This is a genomic window from Roseomonas sp. TF40 (assembly GCF_057219975.1).
Genome location: NZ_JBXVVR010000006.1, coordinates 264947 through 289302 on the forward strand (window position 1 = coordinate 264947; position 24356 = coordinate 289302).

Below are 24356 nucleotides of genomic sequence, written 5' to 3' on the forward strand. Positions count from 1 at the left end.
CTTATTCAAAGCGATAGCGTGCGTAGAGCAGCGCGCGATACTCGTTCCAATCCGCCGCCTGATCCAGGCGCAGCGCGCCGCCGATGCGGAAGGCGGGGGTGACCGAGTATTCCAGGTCGCCGCGCAGCCCGGCGGTCAGGCCGGTCTTGTCCTGCGCCGCGTAATGCGTGCTGAGCGTGCCGTCGCTCGCGGCCAGGGCGACCAGCTGCGATTGCAGGCTCGGGTCGTTCGGGAAGACCGCGACGCGGTCCTCGTTGAACTGCGCCACGCCGATGCTCGCGCCCAGCCGCCAGGCAAGGTCGCCCGAGCGGCCGCGCCAATCCACCGGGATCGAGGCGGCAAGGAAGGTCTGCGGGCTGAAATACCCGCCATGGCCGAGCGTCGTGTAGCGGAGGTTGTTGTCGTAGGCGAAGTACACGAGGTCGAGCCCGGCCGTGATCTCCTGGCTGCCGGAGCGCCAGACGGGGGTCACGAAGCCCGCGCCGGCCTCGATGCGGTTGTTGTCGGCCACGCGCGTGCCGTCGAACTGGTAGTAGCCCGCGGCGATGTAGAAGCTGGTCTCGCCCGAGAGGAACTCCAGCTGCGCACGCCCGCCGGTGCGGGTCACGCCACCCCAGGTCGCGCCGCTGGTCGGGTCGTAGCGCCCGCCCCAGGAAAGCATGCTCTCCGTCACCGCGCGGCGCTCGCCGATCAGGCGCAGCCGCACGCCTTCCGAGATTTGGGGCGCGATCTCGATGCCGCCCACCGTATTCTCGATCAGGAAGCCGATCGGCGTGGTGCCGATATCCATGCTCAGCCAGTCGCGCGCATAGGCCACGCCCAGCGTGTAGCCGCTGACCGAGGTGTCGGTGTTGGTCGCCGCGCGCACCTGGGCGGCGGTGGCATTGGTGCCGAGCACCAGGGGGGCGGCGCCGAAGCGGCGCGCATTGGCCACCGACTGGCTGATCTCCCCGGTCTCGAGGTTGACCAGGCTGGCGCGCGCGGTCAGACGCCCGCCGATGCCCGGCACGGCGACCGAGCCCTCGGCGCCGGCATGGATCTCGGTCAGGCGGTCGAGCCCGGAATCGCCGCTGCGGCCGCGCAGGCCGAAGGCCGGGCTGAGCCGCGGCGCGGCTTCGGTCCGCACCTCCTGCTGCTGGCGGGTGATCTCGGCGAGCAGCGGGTCGGCGGGCGGCGGCACGAAGCCCGGGCTGGGCAGCACCTGCGCGACCTGCTGGTTGGCGCCCCGGACCGGCGCGGGGGCGAAGACCTCGGGCGGCACGCCCTGCCCGGCAAGGGGCACGCGGCGGAAGGGGTTCTCGAAGCCCGGCGCGGCGGGCTGCTGCTGCGGCACCGTCGCCTGGGTGGCCATGCCGCCGGTGCCGAGCACGCCGGGCTGGGCATCCAGGCCGATCTGCTGGCGGCGCAGCGCGGCGGCGCGGTTCAGCGCGCTCTGCGCCCGCGTCGAATCGCCCCAGGCGCGGGCGAGTCGCGCTTCCAGCAGCGGGATGCGCGCATCATTGGGCATCAGCGCCGCGCCCTCGCTCAGCAGGGCCTCGGCCCGGCCCCAGTCGCGCCGGGCGATGGCGGCGTCCATGGCGGCCTGGCGGGCATCCGTGTCGCGCGGATTGCGGCTGAGCACGGCTTCCGCGATGCGCCCGGCCTGCTCATGGTCCCGCGCGCCCTGGTAGAGCCGGCCGAGCGCGAGGTTCGTCGCCGGGTTCTGCGGATCGGCGCGCAGCGTGGGGGCCAGCACCTCGAAGGCGGTGGCCTGGTCGCCGCGCTGGTTCAGCTGGTCGGAGGCGCGGATGACGAGGCCCGATTGCAGCCCCTGCGCCACCTGGCGCTGGTCGGGCGTCAGGCGGTTGGGGTCGATGGTCTGGGTGACGGCCGCGGCGTCGCGGTTCAGCCCCGCTTCCATCAGCGCGCCGGCGGCGGCGAGCTGGGCGGTGGGGTTCGTCCCGCGCGCGGCGATGGCGGCCTGGCGGGCGGCCTGCTGGGCGGCCACGGGCTCGTTCATCGCGTTCAGCGCGCGCACCGCCGCGGGCGCGGCCTCCCCGGTCGGGTCGGGGCGGGCGGCGATGGCCATCAGCCGGGTGCGGGCTTCCTGGCGGCGGCCCTGGGTGGCGAGCGCGGCGGCGCCGCGCACCTCCGCCTGGATCCGCGCGCTGGCCAGGAAGCGGTTCATGTCGGCGTTGCGGGCGCCGGCCGGCACGCGTTCCAGCAGCCGCACGGCATCGGCCGGGCGGCCCTGTTCGTTGGCGAAGATGGCCGCGGCGAAGAGCGCCTCGGGCGTCGAGCGGTTGGCCACGCTCTCATCCATCATGCGCCGCGCATCCGCGCCCTGGCCGGAGCGCGCCAGCAGCCGCGCATAGTCGGTGCGCAGCCAGGGATTGTTCGGGTCGGCCTGGATGGCCGCGCGCAGCAGCGCGGCCGCCGCCGCCGGATCATCGGTGCGGTTCGCCTCGGCCCGCAGCGCCTCGGCGCGGACCTGCGGCGGGGTGCCGGTGCCCAGGCGCCGCTGGATCTCCTCGGCCTCGGCGAACTTGCCCTGGGCCTGGAGCGCGCTGGCGAGGCCCGACAGGGCGGCGCCGAAATTGGACCGGCGCGCGAGGGAGGCGCGGAAGCGCTGCTCGGCCAGCGCCGCATTGCCCTGGCGCAGCGCGATGTCGCCCTGCAGCGCCTCGGCATCCGGGCGGTCGCCGCCATTGCGCGCGACGATGCGCGCCAGCACGGGCTCGGCCTCGGCGATGTTGCCGGCATCGATCAGGTTGCGCGCGCGCTGCAGATCGGGCGTGGTCACCGCCCCGCCGCCGCCACGCCCGCCGGCGCCGGCCACGCCGCGCGCCCCGCCGCCGCCACCGCCCCCGGTGCCGATGGAGTTCAGCGCCCGGCGCCAATCCTCGGCCCGGGTCGGATCATTGACGATCGCATCCTGCAGCAGGCGCCGGCCCTCGGCCACGCGGTTCTGCCGCAGCCGGATCAGGCCGAGACCGCCCTGCGCCTCGGCGTCGTTGGGGTTGATGGCCAGCGCCTGGTTGAAGCCCTGCTCGGCCTCCCGCACCTGGTTGCGCTGCAGCGCGTCCCAGGCGCGGAAGCGCAGGTCGGCGCCGGGGTCCACCGCGCCCCCGGGCGGGTTGCGCGCTTCCTCGAGCCGCCGGGCGATGTCGGAATCATTCGGGAATTGCTGCAGATAGCCTTCCAGCGGCTGCACCGCCTCGGGCCCGGCGCCCAGCCAGGTGAGGGATTCGCGCCAGGCGGCGGAGGCGCTCTGCTGCGTATCGGGGCGGGCGGAGAGGCGGCGCAGGCGCTCGATCCCCTCGGCGCGGGTATCCTCGCGATAGGTCAGCACCCGCGCATAGGCGAGCTGCACGGCGTTGTTGTTGGGCGCGCGCTGGGAGAGGTTGAGCAGCCCGTCGCGGGCCTCGACCCAGCCGCCCTCGGTGCCCGCCAGGTTCTGGTAGTATTCCAGCGCGAAGCTGTCCGGCACGGGGCCGCCGCGGAACAGCGCGCGGTAGCGCTCGGCGGCCTCGGCATTGCGCCCGGCCTGGGCAAGCTGGCGCGCCTGGGCCAATTGCCCGGCATCGACGGTGGAGGTCCGCACCGCCACATCGGCCGCCGCGGTGCGCGGATCCGCCGGTGCGGCGGCGCGCAGCCGAGCCAGCGCTTCCTGCGCCTGGGCGGTGTTGCCCATCTGCGCATGGGCCTCGGCGACGCCCGACAGGGCCTCGGCATTGTTCGGCGCCACCTGCAGCACGCGCTCGAGCGTGCGGAGCACCTGCTCGGGCCGGTTCTGAAGCTTCCAGTAGTTCGCCTGGTCCAGCAGCGCGGTCACCGCCGCCGATTGCGGGGCGCCGGCCGGCACCAGCGCCGGCACGAAGGCGGTCTGCCCCCCGGCCTGGGGCGCGACGCCGGGCGTGAGCGGCACCACGCCCTGTGCCAGCGCAGGCTGGACCAGGGCCGGCAGCCCAACGAGGGAGAAGACCGAGGCCAGCAGGCGGGTGCGAAGGGTCGGCGTCATCATTGCGTACGGGTCCGGAGGCGCATGGCGGCGCGGCGACGCAGGGCCCAATAGGAGGGAACGGCGACGATGGCACAGGCCACGACCAGCAGCAGCAGCAGCAGGTCGGGGCGCGTCTGGAAGAAGAATTGCGGCCAGACATGCGGCGGCAGGCTGCCCACCGTGTAGCGGTTGCCCAGCGTGAAGGCGTTGACCCGCCCGGCGGAGAGGATGGCGAGGTCACCCTGCACGCGCGGCGACTGCTCGGGGTCGCGCAGCGCGGCCAGCATCGCGTCCATGCCCGTGGCGGTGGTGCCGGTCAGCGCCACCACCGAGCGGCCCGAGCGCAGCGGGCTCTCGAAGCCGATCAGCATGCCCAGCCCCTCACCCGGGGAAGCCAGCAGCGCCTGCGCTTCCTGCCGCGCAATGCGGGGCTCATCGCCAAGGAAGAGGTTGCGGAAGCCCTCCAGCGCATCCGGCGTGGCGACCTGCATCCGGTTGCCCTCGAGCATCACCGGCCCGTCGCGCAGCAGCGTGTTCAGCGCCGACTGGCGGCCCAGCGGGCCGATCACGAGCAGGTCGCGCGCCGCGACGGATTCAAGCCCACCGGGGCGCACCACCTCGATCTTGGTGGTGGCATGGCCGACATGCGCGGCGAGGCGGCCCATCAGCGAGAGGAAGGCGCTGAGTTCCTGCGTCGTCGGGCGCTCGGGCAGCACCACGGCGGTCTCGGAGAAATCCGCCATGCGCGTGAAGGGGAAGCCCGAGCCGGCGAAGAAGGCGAGGTTCGGCAGCGTCGTGAAGCGATAGGCGTCGGTCAGGTCGATGGTGCTGTCCGGGTCGATGGTGGCGCGCACATCCGCCGGCACCGCGATGCAGTCGCCGCGGTGCAGCGGGCGCATGTCGAAGCGGAACTGCAGCTCGTTCATGCCGAAGATGAGGTAGGCGGGCAGGCCGAAGCGGCTCGATTGCCGCTCGCTCTGCACGAACTGGCGCGAGAGGATGTTCAGCGGCCAGCCCGGCTCGATGTCGCGCAGCGGCAGGGAGCGCAGGTAGATGTCGTTCAGCGCGACATCGACGCGCGACACCGCCACATCCATGATCGGGCCCGGCGGGGCGCGATAATGCATCTCCACCGGCAGCGGCCGGCCGCGCCAGGTGTAGAGGTCGGGCGCGGTGCGGAACGGAATGGCGATCGGGCCCGGCGCATAGCCGAAGGCCTGGAGTTCGGAAGGATCCACCAGCTCGCCGAAGCGCACGGGGCGGTCCGAGCGGATCCAGCGCGGCGCGTCATAGGGCGTGCGCTGCGGCGTGTTCACCGCCTGCACCACCGCGATCTCGCCCGCCAGGGCTTCGCGCGATCCGGCCAGCACCTGCGCGGCCTGCGCCGCCTCGGCGCCGGTGCGCCCGCCCACGACCAGCAGCAGGCCGAAGGGGTCGGTGGGGTGGGAGACCAGGGCGACGGTCGGTCCCTCGAAGCGCGGCAGCGCCACGCCGGGGATCGAATCCTGCCCGCCCAGGATCACCACCGCATTGCCCGATTGCGGCAGGGAGAAGGAGACGGGGAAGCTCGCCCCGCGGTAATCCGCCTGCACCGCGAACCAGGATGCGACCGTGGCGGCCGCCTTCAGCTGCTCATTGCCCGTCCCGTCCGGCACCACCACCGGGAGAACCAGCGGCTCGCGCAGCAGGCGCGGGTCGAAGAAGGGCTCGGGCAGGCGCGCGAGATCGCGCTGCAGCGGCAGGCGCTCCAGCGTCACCTGCAGCGTCGAGAGGTCGGAGATGTTGGACCAGAGCAGGCCCGAGAGCGGGTCGTTGCACTCGATCGTGTAGCGGCCGGTGAAGCGGAAGTTCAGCCGGTTGAGATCCGCGAAGAACACCGGGTTGATCGGGAATTCCAGCGGGCCGAAGGCGGGGCGGTTGCGATCGGGGTTGATCACGCCGACGAACTGCTCGTTCAGCGCCATCATGATCTGGCTGTATTCGGGGATCAGCGCCGGGCTGGTCGCCCCCTGCAGCACCAGCCGCGCGCCGGTCACCACCTCATCGCCGCGCACGCCGAAGAGCACGCCCTGCAGGTCAGAGGTGCCGCGCAGCTGCATCGGCGCGCGCAGGCCAAGCTGGCGCAGCGTGCGCGTCTCGGTGCGCGAGGAACCGACGGCGCCCGTCGGCGCGCCGAAATTGCCGACATTCGGCACGGAGCCGAGGAAGCCCGGCTGCGCGGCCGGCAGCGGGGCCACGCCGACATTCGGGCTGCCCCCCACGCCGCCGCCGCCAAGCCCCTGGCCACCGCCCAGCGGCTGGCTCGGGAAATTGGTCTGGCCGAAGGGCGAGGCCGGGGCGGGCGCCGGCGCCTGGGCGGGCTGAACCGGGGCGAGGAAGGGGCTGGTCGGCACCGGGGCCGGAGCGAGCGGCACGGCCGCCCCCTGGGTCGCTGGCGCACCGAAGCCGCCGATGCCCGGCGATTGGGGCGGCAGCGTCGCCGGCAGGCCCTGCGGCCCGGGCTGGAGGGGCGTGGGCGGCGGCGGGGCGCCGCGCAGCGTGACCTGCGCGGTGGCCATGCCGGGCGCGCCCAGGGCGAGCATCAGCGCCACCGCGGCGGCGCGGCGGATGGTGCTCTCCCCGCGGGCGCGGCGCACGGGCGCGGGCGGCGTGGCGGCGACGGCGGCCGGTGCCGCCGCGGCCTCGGGCGTTGCCGCATCCGGGGTGGGCTCCACCGGGACGGTGCTGCGCGGCGCCGCCTTGCGGCCGCGGTTGCGCCGGACGAAGTAGGAGAACTGGCTGTCGCCGCGGAACAGGCCGCCGATCGAGCGCGCCACCTCGGCCAGAGATCGCAAGGGCTTGTCTTCGCGCACGTCGTCCCAATCCACCCAGGCATCGGCGCGGCCCAGGACCGCGCGTACGATGTTGCCTTCATCCTGCAGCGTCTGCGCCGCGAAGCGCACCTGCAGCCGTTCATCCTGCCAGCGCAATACCTCGGCCGGGATGGCGACCCATTCGGGCCCGACATCCAGCTCGAGCGTGATCTCCGCATCGTCGGCCACGCCTTCGGGGCGTGTCACCGCCACGGCGGCGCCGCCGAGCGAGAGGTCCATCGTCTCGCCTTCCATCACGCGCCCGTCGGGCAGCACCACATTCGCCGCGATGATCGCGCCGACGCGCGCACGCTCACGCACCTGCCGGCGTTCGCGGCCCACCGCCAGGCCCGCCAGCACCACCACGAAGGACAGCGCGCACCAGAGCATGTTCAGCGCGAAGGCCTGGAAATCGAGGCTCTCCACCGGGTTGGTCGTCAGGCCGTAGATGCCCGAGAGCAGCCCGGCGATGAGCGCCACCGCAAGCACCATGTTCGGCCCCACGGCGCGCAGGTCGAAGAAGCCTTCCTGCAGCGTGCCGCCCTTGTCGGTGACGTTGAACTTGCCCTTCTTCGGGTCGAGCAGCGTCGCGAGCATCACCGGGATGAGGTAGAGCGCGAGCACCGTCTCATAGATTTCCGACCAGAAGCTGTGGCGCACATGGCCCGACAGGCGGGAGGTCGCGCCCACCGAATGCAGGATGTGCGGCCCGGCATAGGCCAGGATCGCCAGCGGGCTCGCCGCGATGATGCTCTCGCCGAACAGCAGGAAGGCCAGCGGCGCGGTCAGGAAGACGAAGCGCGGCAGCGGGAAGAGGAAGTGGAACTGCGACATGAAGTAGCAGAACCGCTGGTGCAGCTTCAGACCCGAGGCGAAGAGCGGGTTCTCGATGCGCATGATCTGGATCATGCCGCGGCCCCAGCGCATGCGCTGGCCGATGTGCAGCATCAGGCGCTCGGTCGCCAGGCCCGCCGCCAGCGGGATGCGCAGATAGGCCGTGCGCCAGCCGCGCCGCTGCATCTTGAGGCTGCAATGGCAGTCCTCGGTCACGGTCGCGGTCGGCACGCCGCCCACCTCTTCCAGCGCCTCGCGCCGGATCACGGCGCAGGAGCCGCAGAAGAAGGTGGCGTTCCAGAGATCGTTGCCCTGCTGCACCATGCCGTAGAACAGCAGCCCCTCATTGGGCACGCGCTGGCCGGAGGCGAGGTTCCGCTCGAAGGGATCGGGTGAGTAGAAGTGGTGCGGCGTCTGCACCATGCACAGGTCGCGGTCGCGCAGCAGCCAGCCCACGGTCAACTGCAGGAAGGCGCGCGTGGCGACGTGGTCGCAATCGAAGATGGCGATGTATTCGCCGTTCGTCTGCGTCAGGGCGTGGTTGATGTTGCCCGCCTTGGCGCCCTTGTTGTCGGGGCGGATGATGTAGCCGCAGCCCACCTCCTCGCAGAAGCGGCGGAACTCGTCGCGCCGCCCGTCATCGAGCAGGTAGACGTTGAACTTGTGGCCGGGCCAGTCGATCGCCAAGGCGCCGTAGATGGCCGGCTTCACGATCTCCAGCGGCTCGTTGTAGCTCGGGATGAAGACGTCGATCGTCGGCCATTCCTCGGGGTCGTCGGGCAGCGGCACGGGCTTGCGCTCGAGCGGCCAGATCGCCTGGAAATAGGCCAGCAGCATGGTGGCGATGGCGTAGATCTCGGCCAGGATCAGCCCGGTGCCGAGGAAGGTCTGGAGGAAGCTGGTGAATTCCAGCGTATCGACCATGCGCCAGTAGATGTAGCGCAGCGACACCACGCAGGACAGCAAGGTGAGGAAGATGGTGATGCCGCGCCCGGGGATGCGGTTCGCCACGATGAACAGCAGGAAGCCCGCCACCGCCAGCCAGATCTGCTGCTCGGCCTCCAGCGGGGCGACGATGAAGGTGGTCGCGATCAGGCCGCCAAGCAGCAGGAAGGGCCAGATGATCCAGCCCTTGGCCCAGACGCCCCCGCGCAGCGCGCGGCTGCGGCTGAATCCGGCGGCTGCGCTCACCGCGCGCCCCAGCCGCCCGCGAAGGGCTCCGGCGCCTGCGGCAGCGCGGCCTCGATGGCCCGCGCGATGGCGCGGATATCCTCGGCGGCGCGGCTCTCGGGCGCGATCTCCATCACCAGCTTCTGCATCGCCAGCGCCTCGGCCAGCGTCTCGTCGCGCGACACGGCGCCGAGCAGGCGCGGGCCGAGATGCCGGGCCACGGCATCGGCCGCGGCGCGCGACAGGCGCGAATTCAGGTCGACCTCATTCAGCACCACGCGCAACCGCCCCGCGAAGAGCGCCGCCATGGTGCCCGAGCCGAGGAAGCGGCCAGAATCGATATCCGGGATCAGCGCGGCGCTGATCGCCTCGGCCTGCAGCACCGCCACCACCATCGAGGCCATGGGCACCAGCACCGCCAGCGCATGGGAGGGGCCGGGCGGCGTGTCGGCGATCACGGTCAGGCCCGGATCGGCCAGGATGGCGCGCAGCGGTGCGGCCAGCAGGTCCGGGTCGCGCTCCAGCGCGGCGGAGAGGCCGAGCGCGCCGCGCAGTTCCATCGCGCCATGCGGCAGCACCATCACGCCCGATGCGGAATTGCGGATGCAGTTGCGCCAGTCCGGCCGGCGCGGCAGGTCGGCGGTGAATCCGCCATTGTCGGAGAGCGGCACGCCGAAATGCAGGCGCAGCGTGTTCTGCGGGTCAAGATCGATCACCAGCACGCGCCGGCCCTCGCGCTGCAGCGCATCGGCCATGTTGGCGGCGAGGGTGGTCTTGCCGACGCCGCCCTTGGGAGACGCGAAGCAGATGAGGGGCATGGGCGAAAAAGCCTCCGGTCAGGTCTGGGGCCCGTGCGCGCGCGCCGGTTGGCTGCGCAGCAGGGCAAAGGCGGGCTCAGCCGGCGCGGGTCCGGTCGCGAGCAGGCGAAACAGTTCCGCGAGCGGCAAGGTGACGGCAGCTGCGGCCTGCGGGCCGGCGGGCGGCGGCGCGGGCTGCTCGGCAGGAAGCGGCGCAGCGGCGCGGCGCGGGGCGAAGCCGCCCGGCAGATCGAGCGCCTCGATCAAGGGGAAGAGCGCCGCCGGCGCAGGCCGCGGCGGCTCCAGAGGCAGGGCGGGAGGGGGTGGCGCGCCGATCTCCGCCAAGGTGGAGAGCGGCGGGCGGCTGGCCGCACTGTTGATCGCCTCCGCCGCCTGCAGCAGCGAAGAAGGGCGGGGCGCGGCGGGCCCGGGAACAGGCGCAGGCGCCGTCATGACAGGGGCAGGCGCAACAGGGGCAGGCGCAACCGGGGCAGGCGCGACCGGGGCTGGCGCAACTTGGGCAGGCGCGACAGCGGCGCTGCGTGCCGGGGCCGGCAGGGGCATGGGTGCCGGCGTGGGCGCCGGCACCGTCGCTGCGACAGGTGCGGGGGCGGGCGCAGGTGCGGGAGTCCAGGCCGGGGCGGGCTGGGCGGCCGCGGCTGGCTCGGCAGGCCAGGGCTCTGCCACGGCAGCCGGCCAGGCCTCGGCCTGGGTATCGGACCAACTCGGCAGGGGCGCGGGGGTGGCGGCCCAGGATGGCGGGGGCGCCTCGGTCCAGGCCGGCTGGGCCGGTTCTTCCCAGGTCGGCGCGGCCGGTTCGCGCCGGGGGGCGGCCGACTCCGGGCCGGGCCAGGCGGGAGCCGACGGCTGATAGGAGGCCTGGGCGTAGGTATCGCGTGCGTAGGAGTCGCGCGCCCGCGGCTCATTGGCATAGGCTTCGGGCGCGTAGGCCTGGGGCTGGTAGGTCTGGGGGGCATAGGCCTGAGGCGCTTCGGCTTCAGGCGCCTGGACCTCCGGCGCGTAGGAGGGGGCGGCAGTCTCGGCCGGCGCGGCCCAGGACTCGGCCGCATTGCCCTGCTGGGCGGCGACTTCAGCGGCAGCGGTGAGGCCGGCGCTCAGCAGCGAGAACTCGCCCCCCGCTGCCGTCGCGGAGGTCCGAACCGGTTCGTTACCGAAACTACGATAGCGGATGCCGGGCGCGCGCAAGGCTGCTGCGACCCGAGCGACATCCGTATCCTGCGCCATCCGCCTGAAACCCCCGACTTAGTGCGCCGCAAGATGCCGCGAGGCTGCCAGGAATGGAATAGCCAATCGACGCGCCAAATGCGCTCTTAGACCGTTACTCTCGGCGAATCTCGCCACGCGAGACGAACGAGCAGAGTCAGGATGCCGGCATAGTAGTCCCGCGCCTCCTGCACCCCCGCAACGACCAGCCCGCCGGGCGGTGGTGCGGCCTGCGCGGCGGCGAGTCGGGCGATGGCCTGGATCCCGCTCGACGCCTGGTAGGGCGAGATCGCGTTCGAGCCGAGATCCGTCCAGGCCGGCAGGCGGGGGTGGCGTGGATCCGCCCAGAAGCTGGTCGCCGCCGCGGCGGCCGGCTCCTGGCCCAGCCCCGCCCAGGCCAGGTACAGCGGCACCCGCACCGCGTCGTAGGAGAAGCGCGCCGGCCAGCCCGGCGCAGGGCTCGGGCGTCCCCCGCCGCGCGGCAGCGCCACCCAATCCGGCGGCAGGCCCCAGCGGCCGAAGCGGCTGCGCCGCAACAGGGCAATGCCATCGCCCGCGAGCACCAGCCAGCGCGGATCCGGCACCGCCCGCGCCAAGGCGCGCAGCGCCGGAAACGCGTAGTAGGAAGGATTCACCACGATGTGATCCCGCAGCTCGAAGCCGCGCAGACCCGGCAGCAGCACCGTGTCGTCGCCGACCTGACGTGTCAAAAACCGCAGAACGTCCCGGGCGATGGCCGTTCCCTGGTCGGTGTAGGCATCGGACTGCCAGCGTGTCCCGGCCCGCAGCAGGGCCCAGGCGATCATCAGATCGCCATCCGTGGCGTTGTTCGGGTCCTCGACTCCGGCCTCCGGCCGCCAGCGCCAGGACAGCAGCGCATCGCCGGGCCGGGACAGGGCGCGACCCGTCCAGCCCAGGATCAGGTCGAACCGGTCGCGATCCGCCACGGCCTCGGCGCAGAGAAGGGCCCAGCCCTGCCCCTCGCTGTGGGAGATGCCGCCATTGCCGGTATCGACCACACGGCCCTCGGGGGTGAGGAAGCGCGCCGCGAAAGCACGCCACTCGGCCGCCTCGACCGCCGGATCGGCACCCACCGGCACCGCGCTGGCCCCCGCGGCACGACACCGGAGCAACGCCGGCGAAGCGAGACAAAGGGCGCGGCGGGAGAGCGACATGGGTGCACTCTCCGCCACCGGCGTGAAGCCGCGCTTAACGGGCCGCCGCAAGGCGGGGCGGGCCGGCGGCGGGGCGATGCGCCGGCAGGGCCGCCCCCCCGGCTCAACCCGCCACTGCGCCGCCGTCACAAGGGCCTGCAGGCCTCCGCCAACCAGGCCGCCGCCTCGGGCGGCAGCGCCGGGCCAAGCTCGGCCAGCACCCGCGCATGATAGGCATCCACCTGCGCCCGCTCAGCCGGGCTCAGCACCGCGACGGCGATCAGCGCGCGATCATAGGGGGCGAGCGTCAGCGTCTCGAACTGCAGGAAGGCGCGCATCTGGTCGGGCTGGCGCGGCGCCTCGGTCACCAGCAGCAGGTTCTCGATGCGGATGCCGTACTGGCCGGGCAGGTAGTAGCCGGGCTCATTGGACAGGATCATCCCGGGCTTGAGCGGGATCGGCTTCGCGGCGCGGGAGATGCCGGCCGGCCCCTCATGCACGCAGAGGAAACTGCCGATGCCATGCCCCGTCCCGTGGTCGTAATCCAGCCCCACGGCCCAGAGCGGCGCGCGCGCCAGCACATCCAGATGCGGCCCCGCCACGCCTTCGGGGAAGCGCAACGCCGAGAGGGCGAGGTGCCCGCGCAGCACGCGGGTGTAGCGCTCGCGCAGCGCCGCCGGCGCCGGCCCGGGGCCGGTCCAGAGCGTGCGGGTGACGTCGGTCGTGCCGTCCCGGTACTGCGCGCCGCTGTCGATCAGATAGGCCTCCTCGCGCCCGATGGCGCGGTCGGTGGCGGGGGTCGCGCGGTAATGGATCACCGCGCCATGCGGGCCGGCGCCGCTGATGGCGGGGAAGCTCTCGGCCACGAAATGCACCCCCTCGGCGCGCAGCCGCAGCAATTCGGCGGCCGCCGACATCTCGGTGAGCCCGCCCGCCGGCGCAGCCCGCGCGAACCAGGCGAGGAAGCGCGCCAGCGCGATCCCGTCGCGGTGATGCGCGGCGCGCGCGCCTTGCTGCTCCGTGGGGTTCTTGCAGGCGCGCGGCAGGCGGCAGGGATCCTCGGCGAAGACCGGCTCCCCTCCCCCGGCCCGCAGCGCCGCCACGGCCGAGGCCGGGGTCAGGTCCGGGTCGAGCCGCACCCGGCCCTCCCGGCTGGCGAGCGTGGCGGCCAGCGCGCCGGGCGGGCGCAGCGCCACGCCCGCCCCCAGATGGGCGCGCAGCGCGGCATCGGCGCGGGATTCCGCCAGGAAGAGCGTGACGCGCGCATCGTCGTGCAGCAGGGCGCGGGCCAGGACCAGCGGCGTATGCGCGAGGTCGGTGCCGCGGATGTTGAGCAGCCAGGCGACGCTGTGCGGGTCAGCGAGCAGCGCGGCCCGCTGCCCTTCGGCGCGCAGCAGGGCGGCGGCGGCCTCACGCTTGGCATCCGCCCCCTCCCCGGCGAACTCCGGGCGATGCACCATGGCCAGGCCGAAGGGGGGCGCGGGGCGGTCGGGCCAGACGGCGTCGATCGGATTGGCGGGCAGGGCCACGAGGCTCGCCCCCGCCTCGGTGAAGCGGGCCAGCGCGGCCTCGCTGTGCAGGTCCGGATCATGGCCGAGCCGCAGGCCGGGCGCGTGGTCCTTCACCCAGCCCGCCGGGGGCTGCTCGATCAGGTGGCGGATCTGCCAGAGCGTGCGGTCGCACTCCGCCGCCGCCTGGGTGGTGTAGCGGCCATCGACGAAGAGCACCGCCTGGTCGCGCAACACCAGGGCCATGCCGGCGCTGCCGGTGAAGCCGGTGAGCCAGGCCAGGCGCTCGGCGCTGGGGGGCACGTATTCGCCGAGGAACTCGTCGGCGCGGGGCACCAGCAGGGCGTCGATGCCGGCGGCGTCGAAACCGGCGCGCAGCGCGGCGAGGCGGGCGGCGGGGGAGAGGGTCTGTGTCATGGCGGGGTCACTGAAGTCCTAACATTCGAGCATGTGTCCACAATGTTTCATGCATTTGGCGCATACCTCATGTGCCAGACCGGCGCATGACCTTGGCGCCCGGCCCACCCATGTTGCGACTGCGAAGACGCTGAAGCGCCGGGCCATGAGGGTCCGGCCGCAGCATCCAGTGAAGAATGGAAAGTATCATGGACTCCCGCCCCGCTCGTCTCGATCCCGCGCTGTGGACCAGCTTCGGCCCGGACAGCACGGCCTTCAAGCTCGCCGCGATCCACCGCGAAGCCCGCGCCCAGCGCGACGCCGAGATCGCGCGCCGCCTGAGCAACGGCTTCCGCGCCATCGGCCGGGTGCTCGGCGTGGTCGCCACCGCCATCGCCGACTGGCCGCGCAAGCGCGCCACCTATGCGCAGCTGCGCCAGCTCAATGACCGCGAACTGGCCGATATCGGCATGGTGCGCGGCGACATCGCCCGGGTCTTCGAGCCCGGCTACGAGCTGCCCGCCGCCGCCAACTCCAACCGGGCAGGCAGCAAGACCGCCGCCTGACCCGAAGTTTGGCCATCTGGCCTTCGCCACGCGCCTGCCGCATCCTCGTGATGCGGCACGGTGGCAGGGGGCCAGATGGTCGAACAGAATTGGGCGGCGCTGCACAGGCTGGCAGCACGCCCCGAGGCGCGCGCGATCCGCGCCAGGCTCGACGTCGATCCCGGCCGCGCCCCGCGGATGCATCATCGCGGCGCCGGCCTGTTGCTGGATCTCTCGCGCACCGCCCTGGATGACGAGGTGCTGGCGGCGCTCCGCGACCTCGCGCAGGCCGCGGGGGTCACCGCCTTCCGCGATGCCATGGCCGCGGGCCAGAAGGTGAACGCCACGGAAGGCCGCGCGGCGCTGCACATGGCGCTGCGCGGCCCGCCCGGCGCCTTCACCACCGGCAGCGAGGACGCCTCCGCCGAGGTCCACGCCACGCTCGCCGCCATGCGCGACTTCGCCTCCGCCGTGCATCGCGGCGAGATCCGCGGCGCCACGGGGCGCGCCTTCACCGATGTGGTGAATATCGGCATCGGCGGCTCCGACCTTGGCCCGGCCATGGTCACCCGCGCGCTCTGGCGCCACGCCATGCCGCTGCGCGCCCATTACCTCGCCAATGTCGATGCCCATGCCTGGGAGGCGATGCGCCACGGGCTGAACCCCGAGACCACCCTGGTGCTCGTCGCCTCCAAGACCTTCACGACGCAGGAGACGATGGCCAATGCGCGGCTGGTGAAGGCCTGGCTGGAGGGCACGCTCGGCGCCCATGCCGCGCCGCAGCACCTGGCCGCGCTCTCCACCAACCTCTCGGCCACGGCGGCCTTCGGCATCCCGCCCGCGCGGGTCTTCGGCTTCCGCGACTGGGTCGGCGGGCGGTTCAGCCTGTGGTCGGCGGTCGGGCTCTCCATCGCGCTCGCCTGCGGGGTCGAGACCTTCGCCGGGCTGCTCGAGGGCGCGGCCGCGATGGACCGGCACTTCCTGGAGGCGCCGCTCGCGGGCAACCTGCCCTTCCTGCTCGCCGCCACCGAGATCTGGCACGTGAACGCGCTGGGCTATGGCGCGCGCGCCGTGCTGCCCTATGACGAGCGCCTCGCCCGCCTGCCCGCGCATCTGCAGCAGCTGGAGATGGAGAGCCTGGGCAAGCTGGTGAGCGTGGCCGGCGCCCCCCTGCCGCGCGCCTCCGGCCCCGTGGTCTTCGGCGAGCCGGGGACCAATGCTCAACATTCTTTCCTGCAGCTGATCCACCAGGGCACCACCCCGGTGCCGGTCGATTTCATCCTGGTGGCGCGGCCCGACCATGGCCATGCCGAGAGCCATCGCATCCTGCTGGCGAACGGCCTCGCCCAGGCCGAGGCGCTGGCCCGCGGCCGCACCGCGGCGGAAGCCCGCGCCGCCATGGCCGGCCTGCCCGAGGCCGAGATCGCGCGCCTGCTGCCGCACCGCATCTTCCCCGGCGACCGGCCGAGCGTCACCATCCTGCTGCCCGCCCTCACGCCGCAGACGCTCGGCGCGCTGGTGGCCCTCTATGAGCACAAGGTGGCCTGCCTCGGCGCATTCTGGGGGCTCAACCCCTTCGACCAATGGGGGGTGGAGCTGGGCAAGCAGCTGGCGGGGGGCATCCTGCCGGCGCTGGGCGGAGGGGCGCCGGCCGCCGATGCGGCGACCGGGGCGATGATCGCCGAAATCCTGGGCGCGCAGCACGGCGCTTGATCGCCGCCCCGCGCGGGCCCATGCCAGGGGCATGACCGCGCGGATTCGACTCTTGCCGGAGACCACCGCCAACCGCATCGCCGCCGGCGAGGTGGTGGAGCGCCCGGCCGCCGCGGTGAAGGAGCTGGTGGAGAACGCGCTCGACGCCGGGGCGCGGCGCATCGCCATCGCGCTGGAGGAGGGCGGCATCGGGCGCATCCTGGTCGAGGATGACGGGCGCGGCATGGATGCCGCCGACCTCGACCTGGCCGTGGAGCGCCACGCCACCTCGAAACTGCCCGATGAATCGGCACTGTTCCGCATCGCCACGCTCGGCTTCCGGGGCGAGGCCCTGCCCTCGATCGGCGCGGTGGCGCGGCTAAACCTCGTCTCGCGCCCGGCGGGCGGGGAGGCCCATGCCATCACGGTGGAGGGCGGGCGGAAGGGCGCGGTGGCGCCGGCCGCCGGCGCGCCGGGCACGCGGATCGAGGTGCGCGACCTGTTCTTCGCCACCCCCGCGCGGCGCGCCTTCCTGAAATCCCCGCGCAGCGAGGCCGAGGCGGCGGTCGAGACGGTGGAACGCCTCGCCATGGCCTGGCCCGAGGTCGCCTTCCGCCTGGAGGTGGAGGGCAGGCTCGCGCTCGACCTGCCCCCGGCCAGCCAGGCGGCGCGCATCGCCGCCCTGCTCGGCCCGGATTTCGCCGCCGCCGCCGTGCCGGTCGAAGCAGCGCGGGGGGCACTCGCGCTGGAAGGACAGGCCGCGCTGCCCACGCATCACCGCGCCACCTCGGCGGCGCAGCATCTGGTGGTGAATCGCCGCCCCGTGCGCGACAAGCTGCTGCAGACGGCGGTGCGCGTGGCCTATCGCGAGTTGATCCCGGCCCGGCGCTTCGCCGCCGCCGCGCTGTTCCTCGAGGTCCCGCCCGAGGCGGTGGATGTGAACGTCCACCCGATGAAGACCGAGCTGCGCTTCCGCGATGCGGAAGGCGTGCGCGGCCTGATGATCTCCGCCCTGCGCCGCGCCCTGGCGGTGGGGGCGGGCGGCGCGGTGCCGGAGGGCCTCGCGCCCCAGGCCCCGCAGCCAGCCGGCACATCGCCGCCGGGCTTCGCCGAGGCGCCCGCCCCGGTCTTCGGCGGCTGGCGGCCCGCCGCCGCGCCACGCCCCGCGCCCCGCCCGCTCCCGCTGGGCTTCGCCCCGGCGCCGGCCCCCGCGCCGCTGCCCGACTTCGCCGAGGAAGGCCCGCTCGGCCGGCCGCTCGCCCAGATCCTGGAGACCTATGTGCTGGCCGAGGCGCCGGATGGGGCGCTGGTGCTGGTCGATCAGCACGCGGCGCATGAGCGGCTGACGCATGAGGCGCTGCACGCGCAGCTCATCGCCGGCGGCGTGCGCGCCCAGCCCTTGCTGCTGCCCGCCGTGGTGGAACTGCCCGGCGGGGATGTGGCGCGGCTGCTGGACCGCGCCGGGGAGCTGGCCCGGCTCGGCCTGGAGATCGAGGGCTTCGGCCCCGGCGCGGTGCTGGTGCGCGCCCTGCCCGCCCTGCTCGGCGCGCCCGATCCCAGCGCCCTGCTGCGCGACCTGGCGGCGGAGCTGGCGGAGATGGGCGAATCCCTCGCCCTTGAGGCCCGGCTTGAGGCCGCCGTGGCGCGGCTCGCCTGCCATGGCTCGATCCGCGCGGGGCGGCGGCTCAACGGCGCCGAGATGGCCGCCCTGCTGCGCCAGATGGAAGCCACGCCCCGCGCCGCCACCTGCAGCCATGGCAGGCCGACCGTGCTGCGGCTGGGGCAGGCGGAACTCGAGAAACTGTTCGGGCGGCGGTAAGCTCTATCGCCGGCTCGTCGCCAGCCAGACGCCCGAGAGCACGATCAGCCCGCCCAGCAGCACCCGCAGTTCCGGCCACTCGCCCAGCAGCACGGCCGCGACGGCGGCGGCGAAGGGGGGCTGGAGGTAGCCGACCATCCCCGCATCCGTGGCCCGCGCGCGCTGCAGCAGCATCAGGAACATGGTCAGCGGCAGGGCCGAGGCGAAGGCGCCCAGCAGCGCCAGCACCACCCACAACTGCAAGGACAGGTCGAAGCTGCCCGCCGGCGCGAAAGGCAGGGCCAGCGCGCCGGCCACGCTGGCAGAGACCATCTGCTGGCCAAGCGCGAGCGGCGCCGCCGCGCCCGGTTTCGCCTTGCGCGCATAGACCGTGCCCGCCGCATAGGCCACGCCCGAGGCCAGGATCAGCAAGCCCCCGAGCAGCGTGGCCCCGCCCTCCATCGCCGCCGGGCCGAGGATCACCGCGATGCCGAGGAACCCCACCAGCAGCCCCGCCGCGCCGCGCGGGCCGGGGCGCTCCTCCGCCAGGAAGGGGATGGCGACCAGCGCCACCAGCAGGGGCGTGGCGGCATGGATCAGCGCCGCGGGAGCGGCCTCGATATGGTTCAGCGCAACCGCCGTCAGCAGGTTGGGCACCCAGCCATTGGTGGTGCCGAGCACCAGCGCGCCGATCAGCACCCGGCGCGGGAAGCGCTGCAACTGCCCGGTCGCGGCCATGAAGACCAGCACCGCGAGGGCCGCGAAGCCGCCGCGCAGGCAGGCGATGGCCAGCGGCGACATCTCCAGCGCGACGATCCGCAGCAGGGGGAAGGACGACCCCCAGAGCCCGCCGATCACGATCATCCGCCACCACAGCGGCCAGCCGGTCAGAGGCGTCATGTCCTGCGCCCGAAGGCTTCGCCTTCGTGCCCCTCAGACGCCGGGCGGCGGCCCTCCGGCCGCCTTGGCTTCGCGGCATGTGCCGCGGCGGCCCTGCGGCCGCTCGGCCCTTCGGGCCGCAGGCAGAAACGCAACAAATGCGCCATCATCTTGCCGGTACCGGCGCGCGTGTCCTCTCGATCTCGCGCCAGCGGGCGACGTTGCGGTTGTGCTCCTCCAGCGTGCGGGCGAAGGCATGCCCGCCCGTGCCATCCGCGACGAAGAACAGGAAGTCGTTCGGCTCGGGCCGGGCGGTGGCGCGCAGCGCCTCGCGCCCCGGGCTCGCGATCGGGCCGGGCGGCAGGCCGCGGATGCGGTAGGTGTTGAAGGGGTGGTCGCGCTCGAGGTCGGCCCGGGTCAGCGGCCGGTCGAGCACCCCGCCATCGGCCGCGGCATAGGCGGTGGTGGGGTCCGATTGCAGCATCATCCCGCGCCGCAGCCGGTTGACGAAGACGCCCGCGACGCGCGCGCGCTCGGCATCGCGGCCCGTCTCGCGCTCGACGATCGAGGCCAGGATCAGCATCTCCCGCGGCGTCGCCAGCGGCAGGCCCGGGGTGCGGCTGGCCCAGATCTCGGCCAGTGCCTGGTCCATCGCCTGGGTCGCGCGGCGCACGAGCGAGGCACGGGTGTCGCCGAACTGGAAGGCATAGGTCTCGGGCAGGATCGCGCCCTCGGGCACCGCCGGCATCTCGCCCACCAGCCCCTCGGTGCGCTCCAGCAGCAGGGCGATCTGGCGGATGGTGAGCCCCTCGGGGATGGTCAGGCGGCGCTGCACGGGCCTGCCCTGGCGCAGGATGTCCAGCACCTCGGCCATGCTCGCGCGGGCGGGGAAAAGGAACTCGGCCGCCCGCAGCGGGCCGGCGTCGCGCGTCAGGAAGAAGGCGACGAGGAAGAGGCGGTAGTCGCGGATGATGCCGCGCTCGGCCAGCGCCTCGGCGATCGCCATGGCGCCGCCGCGCGGCACGACCAGCGTGGTCGGCTCGGCCAGCGGGCCGGGCGCGGTGTAGCTGGCCTTGGCCTGCCACCAGGCGAGGGCGCCGCCCCCGGCCAGGAGGGTGAGGACAACGACAAGAGCAAGAAGACGACGCATGTCAGCAGGGGATGGACCGGCCCTGCCCGCTTGGCAAGGCCGGGCCGATCACGCCGCCCGCTTGAAGATGATGCTCGCGTTGGTGCCGCCGAAGCCGAAGCTGTTGGACAGCGCGATCTCGATGCGCCGCGGCTGGGCCTGCTTCGCCACGCGGTCGATCACGCTCTCGCGCGACGGATTCTCGAGGTTCAGCGTGGGCGGTGCCACGTTGTCGCGGATGGCGAGGCAGGAGAAGATGCCCTCCACCGCGCCGGCCGCACCCAGCAGATGCCCGATGGCCGACTTGGTCGAGGACATCGCCAGGCCCTTCGCCGCATCGCCCCAGAGCCGCTCCACCGCGCCGAGTTCCAGGTCGTCGCCCATCGGCGTCGAGGTGCCGTGCGCGTTGACGTACTGGATGTCCGACGGCGCTAGCCCGGCGCTGCGGAGTGCCGCGCGCATCGAGCGGAAGGCGCCATCGCCATCCTCGGAGGGGGCGGTGATGTGGTGCGCATCGCCCGACATGCCGTAGCCGATCACCTCGGCATAGATCTTCGCGCCGCGCTTCTTCGCGTGCTCATATTCCTCGAGCACCAGCACCCCCGCGCCCTCGCCCATGACGAAGCCGTCGCGGTCGCGGTCCCAGGGGCGGCTGCCCGCGGTGGGGTTGTCGTTGAAACTGGTCGAGAGCGCGCGGGAGGCGCAGAAACCCGCCATGCCGATCTCGCTCACCGCCGCTTCCGTGCCGCCGGCGACCATGACATCGGCATCGCCGAGCGCGATGAGGCGTGCCGCATCGCCCAGCGCATGCACGCCGGTGGCGCAGGCCGTGACCACGGCGTGGTTCGGGCCCTTGAAGCCGTAGCGGATGGAGACGTGGCCGGAAGCGAGGTTGATCAGGGCCGAGGGGATGAAGAAGGGCGAGATGCGCCGCGCCTTGCCCTGGCTGATCAGCAGCGAGGCCTCATAGATCGTGGGCAGGCCGCCGATGCCCGAGCCGATCATCACACCGGTGCGGCAACGCTCTTCTTCCTGGTCGGGGCCAGGCATCCAGCCGCTGTCCTCGACCGCCTCGACGGCCGCCACCAGCGCGAGCTGGATGAAGCGGTCCATCTTCTTCTGGTCCTTGACCGGGATCCACTCGTGCACGTCGAGCTTGCCCTCGGCGCGGGTCCCGGCCGGGATCTGCCCGGCGATCTTCGCGGTCAACTGCGCGGTATCGAAATTCTGGATCGCGCCGAGGCCGGATTCCCCGGCCAGCATGCGCTTCCACACATTCTCGACGCCAAGGCCGAGCGGGCAGGCGATTCCCATGCCCGTGACGACAACGCGCCGCGGCGCGTTCAGGTGACCGAACACCGCTGGTCTCCCCCTTTATTCTGCGCGGGATGCGAGCGGCTTCAGGCCGCCTTCTGCTTCTCGATGTACTCGATCGCGTCCTTGACGGTCGTGATCTTCTCGGCCGCGTCGTCCGGGATCTCGACCCCGAAGGCTTCCTCGAAGGCCATGACCAGCTCGACCGTGTCGAGGCTGTCGGCGCCCAGGTCATCGATGAAGGAGGCGTCGATGGTCACCTTCGCTTCCTCGACGCCGAGATGTTCGACGACGATCTTCTTGACCTTGTCGGCGGTGTCGCTCATGCCGGATATGCTCCTGTTCTGGTCTGGCCGTGCTGCTCGGGCCGTGCCGGGGCGGGTTGGGAATCGGTGCGCGGCCGCCCGCCACCCTCGGGCGGGGGCGCGCGGCTTAACATGGAAGCGTCACTTGGCCTAGGCGGCGTTTCGACGCAAGCGGGGGAGGCGCAGGGGTGGGAAAAAGCGCCACCGCGATTCCCCGCTTGCCCCCAGCCCCCCGCTGTGATTTATGCGCGCCTCCCCTGCCGGGATCCGAGGCATCGGTCCCGGCTATGCCCGTTCGCGCGTCCCCGGCATGGTGTCGGCGGCCGCCCTGGGCTGAGACAGCCGAAGGGAGACCCGATGCCGCTTTATGAATGCGTGCTGCTGGCACGCAACGACGTCACGCAACAGCAGGTCGAGACCATCGTCGACACGATGGCCGCCACGCTCGCCGAACAGGGCGGCGAGGTGAAGAAGCGGGAGTATTGGGGCCTGCGCGGCCTCGCCTACCGCATCAAGAAGAACCGCAAGGCGCACTACATGCTGCTCGGCATCGACGCGCCGCCGGCCGCGATGCAGGAGATGGAGCGCCAGCTCGGCCTGCATGAGGACGTGCTCCGCTCGCTCACGCTGCGCATCGACGCGATCGAGGAAGGCCCCTCCGCCATTCTCGCCCGTCGCGGCGAGGAGCGTGACCGTGACCGCGGCTTCCGCGGCCCCCGCCCGGCCGGCCGCTTCGGCTCGGGCCGCACCGGCGGCCCCGGTGGGCGCGAGCGCGACGACCGCGAGGAATATCGTGCCCGCCCGCATGGCGGCGACGACATGGATATGGGCCAGGAGTAAGCGACGATGTCCGACCGTAGCGAAGACCTCTCGCTGAACCCGGGCCTGCGCCGCCCCGCCGTGGGTGCGCGCCGCCCCTTCTATCGTCGCCGGAAGTCCTGCCCCTTCTCGGGCCCGCAGGCGCCGAAGATCGACTACAAGGATGTGCGCCTGCTCAGCCGCTTCCTCAGCGAGCGCGGCAAGATCGTGCCCTCCCGCATCACGGCCGTCTCGGCCAAGAAGCAGCGCGAACTGGCGAATGCCATCAAGCGCGCCCGCTTCCTGGCCCTGCTGCCCTACGTCATCAACGACTGACGCCGGACGGCAGAGGGGGCGGCAGGCGCCGACCATGACGGTGGAGAGCATGCAGACGGGGCAGCAGGGCGGGCCGGTTGGCGGGGGGCGCATCGCGTCCGACGCGCGCTGGCTTGCGGCCGCCGCCGCCGGGCTATCTGCCGCCGTGCTGGCGCTCTGGGCCTTCCGCGGCCTGCCCGGCGGGGCGCTGGCGCTGTGGATCTCGGCCCTGCCGCTGTTCATGGCGGGGATGGGCTTCGGCCTGTCGAGCCTGCTGGCCGCCATCGCGGCGGCTGCGCTGGTCGTCCTGCTGCTCGGCAATGCCGTGATGCTCGGCCTGTTCCTGGCCGCCTTCGCCGCGCCGGTGCTGACCCTGATGGTCGCCGCCGCCACGCGGGAACGCAGCCTGGGCGCGCCCTTCGCCATGCTCGGCGTGATCCCGGCCCTGGGCATCGCCTCCGCCGCCCTGCTGCTGGCCGACAGCCCCGGCGGGCTGGAAGGCGAGATGCGGCGCGCGGCGGAACTCGGCCTGTCGCGCCTTGGCCTGCCGGCCGGGGAGGCGATGGTCGCGGAACTGGTGCGCGTGAAGGCAGCCGCCATCGGCTTCTGGGTGATGATCGCCCTGCTGGTGAACGCCGCCGCCGGCGCGGCCCTGCTGGTCCGGGCCGGGGTGCTGGAATCCGCCCCCGCCTGGCGGGAGGCAAGGCTGCCGGCCTGGTACCTGGTGCTGCCTGCGCTCGCCGCGCTCGCCTGGTTCGCGGCCGATGCGGAGGCGGACGCCGTGCCGCTCTCGCTGCTGCTGGCGCTGCTCGTGCCTGTCTTCCTGCACGGCCTCGCCGCCTTCCACCGCGCCACCAGCGCGCTGCGGGGCCGGCCGATGCTGCTGGGCGGCGCCTATGCGGCGCTGCTGATCTTCGCCGTGCCCATGGCGCTCGCCGCCACGGGCTTCGGCCTGTTCGATATCGTCAACGGAAATCGGGGCCGGCCCGCGCCGCCCCCCCAGAGCTGAATGGTGCCGCCATGATCGAAGTCATCCTGATGCAGAGGGTCGAGAAGCTCGGCCAGATGGGCGAGCGGGTGAAGGTCCGCCCCGGCTATGCGCGCAACTTCCTGCTGCCGCAGGGCAAGGCCATCCGCGCCAGCAAGGAGAACCTCGCCAAGTTCGAGCGCGAGCGCGCCCAGCTCGAGGCCCAGAACCTCAAGCGCCGCGAAGAGGCCGAGCGCATCGCCGAGCGCGTGCAGGGCATCTCCGTCACCATCATCCGCTCGGCGGGTGAGAGCGGCAGCCTCTATGGCTCGGTCTCGGCGCGCGACATCGCCGAGGGCTGCAAGGCCGGCGGGCTGACGGTGGACCGCAGCCAGGTGCTGCTCGAGCAGCCGATCAAGATGCTCGGCATCACCGCCGTGCGCGTGATGCTGCACCCGGAAGTCTCGATCCAGGTTGCGGTGAACGTCGCGCGCTCGGTCGAGGAAGCCGAGAAGCAGGCCCGCGGCGAGGATGTGCGCGCCGCCGACCAGGCCGAGGAAGAGAGCCTGGAGGCCGAGCTGGCCGCCGAGCTCGCCGAGCTCGGCGCGGCGGCCGAGCGGGACTGAGCAAGACGCGAGGCTCTGCCTCGCGCTCCGCCGGGGGGCGAGGCGCCCCCCGGACCCCACCTCGACTTGCC

The 24356-nt window shown here is 73.1% G+C and carries 17 protein-coding genes; 7 read left to right on the forward strand and 10 right to left on the reverse strand.

The window, feature by feature from the left end:
• Nucleotide 1: 1 nt before the first annotated feature.
• The 6 genes from AC2D9U_RS18020 to AC2D9U_RS18045 form a co-directional block, all read right to left on the reverse strand.
• Nucleotides 2-4000: a cellulose biosynthesis protein BcsC gene (locus tag AC2D9U_RS18020; RefSeq protein ID WP_484751585.1), complete on the reverse strand. Its 3999-nt coding sequence runs from the start codon at nt 3998-4000 to the stop codon at nt 2-4.
• A complete protein-coding gene (gene bcsA, locus AC2D9U_RS18025) occupies nt 4000-8859 on the reverse strand; it encodes a UDP-forming cellulose synthase catalytic subunit (RefSeq protein ID WP_484751586.1) in 4860 nt (1619 codons plus the stop codon). Before bcsA ends, AC2D9U_RS18020 begins: the two co-directional genes overlap by 1 nt.
• Nucleotides 8856-9656: a cellulose biosynthesis protein BcsQ gene (gene bcsQ / locus AC2D9U_RS18030; RefSeq protein ID WP_484751587.1), complete on the reverse strand. Its 801-nt coding sequence runs from the start codon at nt 9654-9656 to the stop codon at nt 8856-8858. The genes bcsA and bcsQ overlap by 4 nt, the downstream gene beginning before the upstream one ends.
• Nucleotides 9657-9674: 18 nt before the next feature.
• Nucleotides 9675-9902 carry a hypothetical protein gene (locus AC2D9U_RS18035; RefSeq protein WP_484751588.1) on the reverse strand — a complete coding sequence of 76 codons (228 nt, stop codon included), beginning with the start codon at nt 9900-9902 and terminating at the stop codon, nt 9675-9677.
• Between the two features lie 1064 nt (nt 9903-10966).
• Nucleotides 10967-12034 (reverse strand): family 8 glycosyl hydrolase, encoded by a 1068-nt coding sequence (locus tag AC2D9U_RS18040; RefSeq protein WP_484751589.1) that lies wholly within the window; start codon nt 12032-12034, stop codon nt 10967-10969.
• Nucleotides 12035-12159: 125 nt separating this feature from the next.
• Entirely contained in the window at nt 12160-13938 is a 1779-nt protein-coding gene (locus AC2D9U_RS18045; protein WP_484751590.1) for an aminopeptidase P family protein, read from the reverse strand.
• A 188-nt stretch (nt 13939-14126) separates the two neighbouring features.
• Here AC2D9U_RS18045 and AC2D9U_RS18050 point away from each other — a divergent pair, with 188 nt between their 5' ends.
• The 3 genes from AC2D9U_RS18050 (at nt 14127) to mutL (ending at nt 17973) form a co-directional block, all read left to right on the forward strand.
• Nucleotides 14127-14483 (forward strand): DUF1127 domain-containing protein, encoded by a 357-nt coding sequence (locus AC2D9U_RS18050; RefSeq protein ID WP_484751591.1) that lies wholly within the window; start codon nt 14127-14129, stop codon nt 14481-14483.
• Nucleotides 14484-14558: 75 nt separating this feature from the next.
• Complete coding sequence (gene pgi, locus AC2D9U_RS18055) at nt 14559-16175, forward strand: glucose-6-phosphate isomerase (protein WP_484751592.1); 1617 nt, start codon at nt 14559-14561, stop codon at nt 16173-16175.
• A gap of 31 nt (nt 16176-16206) precedes the next feature.
• Entirely contained in the window at nt 16207-17973 is a 1767-nt protein-coding gene (mutL, locus tag AC2D9U_RS18060) for a DNA mismatch repair endonuclease MutL (RefSeq protein WP_484751593.1), read from the forward strand.
• Between the two features lie 3 nt (nt 17974-17976).
• Here the strand turns inward: mutL and AC2D9U_RS18065 are convergent, their stop codons facing one another.
• The 4 genes from AC2D9U_RS18065 to AC2D9U_RS18080 all read right to left on the reverse strand — a co-directional run bounded on the left by AC2D9U_RS18065 (nt 17977) and on the right by AC2D9U_RS18080 (nt 21600).
• Entirely contained in the window at nt 17977-18852 is an 876-nt protein-coding gene (locus AC2D9U_RS18065) for a DMT family transporter (protein WP_484751594.1), read from the reverse strand.
• Nucleotides 18853-18997: 145 nt separating this feature from the next.
• Nucleotides 18998-19981: an endolytic transglycosylase MltG gene (gene mltG, locus AC2D9U_RS18070; protein ID WP_484751595.1), complete on the reverse strand. Its 984-nt coding sequence runs from the start codon at nt 19979-19981 to the stop codon at nt 18998-19000.
• Nucleotides 19982-20029: 48 nt separating this feature from the next.
• On the reverse strand, nt 20030-21319 hold the full coding sequence (gene fabF / locus AC2D9U_RS18075; protein ID WP_484751596.1) for a beta-ketoacyl-ACP synthase II: 1290 nt from the start codon (nt 21317-21319) through the stop codon (nt 20030-20032).
• A 41-nt stretch (nt 21320-21360) separates the two neighbouring features.
• Nucleotides 21361-21600, reverse strand: a complete 240-nt coding sequence (locus AC2D9U_RS18080; protein ID WP_484751597.1) for an acyl carrier protein — start codon at nt 21598-21600, stop codon at nt 21361-21363.
• Nucleotides 21601-21936: 336 nt separating this feature from the next.
• Between AC2D9U_RS18080 and rpsF the strand changes: the two genes are divergently transcribed.
• From rpsF to rplI, 4 genes are read left to right on the forward strand one after another with little or no spacing between them, the layout of a single operon-like run.
• Nucleotides 21937-22419: a 30S ribosomal protein S6 gene (gene rpsF / locus AC2D9U_RS18085; RefSeq protein WP_484751598.1), complete on the forward strand. Its 483-nt coding sequence runs from the start codon at nt 21937-21939 to the stop codon at nt 22417-22419.
• Between the two features lie 6 nt (nt 22420-22425).
• A complete protein-coding gene (rpsR, locus tag AC2D9U_RS18090) occupies nt 22426-22713 on the forward strand; it encodes a 30S ribosomal protein S18 (protein WP_484751599.1) in 288 nt (95 codons plus the stop codon).
• 34 nt (nt 22714-22747) lie between these two features.
• A complete protein-coding gene (locus AC2D9U_RS18095; protein WP_484751600.1) occupies nt 22748-23701 on the forward strand; it encodes a hypothetical protein in 954 nt (317 codons plus the stop codon).
• Between the two features lie 11 nt (nt 23702-23712).
• Complete coding sequence (gene rplI, locus AC2D9U_RS18100; protein WP_484751601.1) at nt 23713-24285, forward strand: 50S ribosomal protein L9; 573 nt, start codon at nt 23713-23715, stop codon at nt 24283-24285.
• Nucleotides 24286-24356 lie beyond the last annotated feature (71 nt).